We start from the raw sequence: 3,657 nt of genomic DNA on the forward strand, positions 1-3,657 counted from the left end.
TTTTACCGTTCAACGGTTTGTCCATAGAACCCCTTCGGGCTTCATTACGGGTACCTTACCCTTCGGGTCAAGGCACCCGCTACGCGGGTTCCCTGCGCTTCTCGACGTTTTGCGCGCTCGCTAAACTCACAGTACACGCTGCCGCGCGCACTGCTCAGACAACGCTCGCTTGATCGCAAAACGTCTGCGATGCTCGGCTGCACCGAGGAACCGGAAAAACCCGACAAGCCATTGCTTTGAACTTATGTGGCAGCTTCCGGGTGGTGGCAAGTGCGATATCATTATTCAGTGGGGTTAAACTCTATTGGCCAAGCGTTTTACCTCATGGTTCACCCTGTCGCCTAGCAGTTACAACCGTGGGACGAACGAATACGGCTAGTCAAAAGTTTGCGTCGTCGTGCGGCTAGATTTAGTTTTACATTGCGCGAAATGGAATGTGTTTCTTAAGGAATGGATACAACATGATGAACAAAACCAATCTGCAATGCTGTCTAATAATTTTGTTACTACTCGCGGTAGCCGACAACATAATGAATGTTGCCTTTGCTAAAGACTACTATGTTGATGCTGCTCTGGGTAATGATGCCTGGTCTGGTAATTTTTCAGATCCCCAGCCTACGGGGTGTTTTGGTGCCGCTTGTACTGATGGTGCCTGGCAAAGCCTGTCTAACGTGAAACAGGGTGGGTTTCTTGCGGGTGATAATGTTTTTTTACGTTGTGGACAAATGTGGAGAGACACGCTTTCAGTATTAGATTCAGGTGTTGTCAATACCCCTGTTTCTTTTTCTTCCTATGGATCTGGCTGCGCCTTATCGCCGCCCGTTGTTAGCGGAAGCAACCTTATACAAAATTGGTCGGCAGATACTAATCAGACCAATGTTTATGTCGCCGATGTATCAGGTGCTATTTCGCAAGTCTTTGTTGATGGCCAATACTTGAAAATTGCCCAGTATCCCAATACGGGTTACCTGTTGATAGATGCAGATTCAGGCACTGTATTATCACCTGGCTGTATAGAACAAACTTCGGTCAGGCCCGGTAACTGTTTTCTTCAAGATGCTGATCTTTCCGGGCAGACTGATTTAATCGGTTCGGGTGTTCATATCCGTACCATCAACTGGCGGATTGAAGATAGAAATGTTGTTAACTTTGATTCGCAAACGAATACTCTGTTTTGGGATGTAGAAACCAGCTACGAGATTAAAACCGGTTATGGCTATTACCTGGATAACAAACGATGGATGCTTGATGTGCCAGGGGAGTGGTATCATGATTCAGTGCTGGGGAAGCTTTACCTCTGGTTGCCTGATGGCAGCAATCCTGAGCAGCACGTCGTTGAGGCATCAGTGCGTTCTAACGCATTTATTGCGCAGAATGTATCGAATATCTCTGTCAGCAACATTTCCTTCTCCCAGGCGTCAGATAATGGTGTTTACCTGTCTTCCGTAACCGGTTTTTTACTTGATTCCATTATTGTTTCAGATTCAGGTGATGGCGGGGTGTATGCGGGAGTAAACTCTCTGGGCTTGGTTCAGAACTCTCTCGTACAGAGAAGCGTCCGTGACGGGATTACTGTTAGTTATTCACCTGGCGTATCCGTGCTTAATAATCAAGTCATTGATAGCGGCACTGTCGGATCTCCGAAAAACAGTATTGCAGCCATACGTAGTAGGGCGTCTGATAACCTTACTATTCAGGGTAATCAGATCACTAATGCAGGTTATATCGGCATTAGTTTTGGACGTGATGTGGTAATAAAAAACAATATTATTCGCAACGTGTGTTTGGTATTGAATGACTGTGGCGCTCTTTATACCTCGGGGAGGGCATATCCATCTCAATTGTATAATTCTACTATTGATTCAAATATTATTATTGATGTGATCGGTAACGCAGAGGGTCGACCCGGTGGGCAAACATTGGCCATGGGCATTTATCTTGATGATCAGTCCAGTGGTATTACTGTGACGAATAATACGGTCGTTAATGCTGACCGGGGTATAGAGCTTCACAATTCAAATAATGACAGGGTGAGTAACAATACCCTGTTTAATAGCCGTTTTTACGAGCTTAGTATGAACGAAGATACGGCTGCCGGGGATATATCAGCCAATACCATTAATAACAACATTATTTTCCCACTAACTTACCAGGAGGATCCGATAAGGCTGAGATCCAGATTTGATAACAATAACTTTGCCAGTTATGACAATAATCGTTACTCATTGATACATAGTAATTTTGTGGCCACCGAACGTTATGTGCCAGCTGGTGGAGTTTTGACAACTCGATATGATTTTTCTGCATGGCAGGGGCAGTTCGATAATAACGCCAAAGCAATCGCACCCTTCTCGTTGGCACAGGGGCTGCTTGATCCTGGAGCACCCAATAATTTCATAAACAATAGTGATTTCACAACTGGAACTGTTGGTTGGGTATTTTGGCCACCCAATAGCAGCCTGGTTTTGCAGGCAGATTGTGGTTGGGATGGTGCTTGTATTTCATACCGTGCAAGTATCGATATACTCGGCAGTTTACTGGTCAGTAATCCATTAAGTCTGGTGCAGGGGAAAAGCTATGTTGTTGAGTTTGCTGCACGGGGTGAATTTAATAATCAATTCTTTAATGCTATCGTCCGCCGAAGTGAGCCTGGTAATTTCGAGACCGTAGGTTTGAATAAACCAGTGGTGATCGATACCCAATGGTCCCATCATCGATTGACATTTACGGCCACAAAAGCATTGGCGACTGCACGTCTTGAGTTTAATCCACTACTAGGTGAGGCTGTCGAATTCGATGACATTCGGATGTTTGAGGTGCTGGAAAATGACCCATCTGATGACGCCAGGATTGTTATAAATGAAAGTTCAGTCAGTCAGAGTTTGCCCTGTCCTGATGTAGGTACTCTGGAAGAACCGCGCTGTGGAGAATATATCGATATTAATAGTATGCCAGTAACCTGGCCCACAACTGTTCCTGCATTTGGATCAAAGATAATTATCTGGGCGGGCAACCCTTATCAGGATTCTGATTTTGATACGCTCGCTGATCTGGATGATAACTGCCCCAGTGTTAGTAATAGTCCTCAAAAAGATCTGGATCAAGATAACTATGGTGACGCCTGTGATGCTTTTCCTTCAGACCCAACTGAATGGCTTGACACAGATAATGATGGGATCGGCAATAATGCTGATTTGGATGATGATGGAGATGGATTGCTGGATATAAATGAAACCAACACGGGTGTCTATAGCTCACCTGTTGATACGGGTACCAACCCGTTGGTTGCTGATACTGATGGTGATGGTGTAAATGATGGACTAGAAGTTGCGGCGGGAACTGATCCCTTAAATAATGCATCATTCCCCGTGTTAAATGATGGTGATGCCAACAACAACGGCCAGGTGAATGTGGCAGATTTAGTCATTGCCATGCAAATATTAACGGGGCAAAAGGTGGCGACACCACTGGAACTGGCACATTTGGATGTGGGGCCTTTAGTCGGGGGGATTCCTTCGCCGGATGGGTTGTATAACCTAGGGGATTATCTTGTATTGCTGCGCAAGGTTACTGGGATGATTAGTTTCTAGGCAAATCAAAAGTTTTTAAAGAGAACAAGAAAAATAAAGCTCTCCAGAAAAATTGGTGGGTAAAAAT

At 45.0% G+C, this 3,657-nt stretch carries 1 protein-coding gene; it reads left to right on the forward strand.

The features are described 5' to 3' along the window. Nucleotides 1-461: 461 nt before the first annotated feature. Nucleotides 462-3,590 (forward strand): hypothetical protein, encoded by a 3,129-nt coding sequence (locus GXP22_00385; GenBank protein ID NOX07947.1) that lies wholly within the window; start codon nt 462-464, stop codon nt 3,588-3,590. Nucleotides 3,591-3,657 lie beyond the last annotated feature (67 nt).

The organism is Gammaproteobacteria bacterium, assembly GCA_013151035.1.
Taxonomy (GTDB): Bacteria; Pseudomonadota; Gammaproteobacteria; order JAADJB01; family JAADJB01; genus JAADJB01.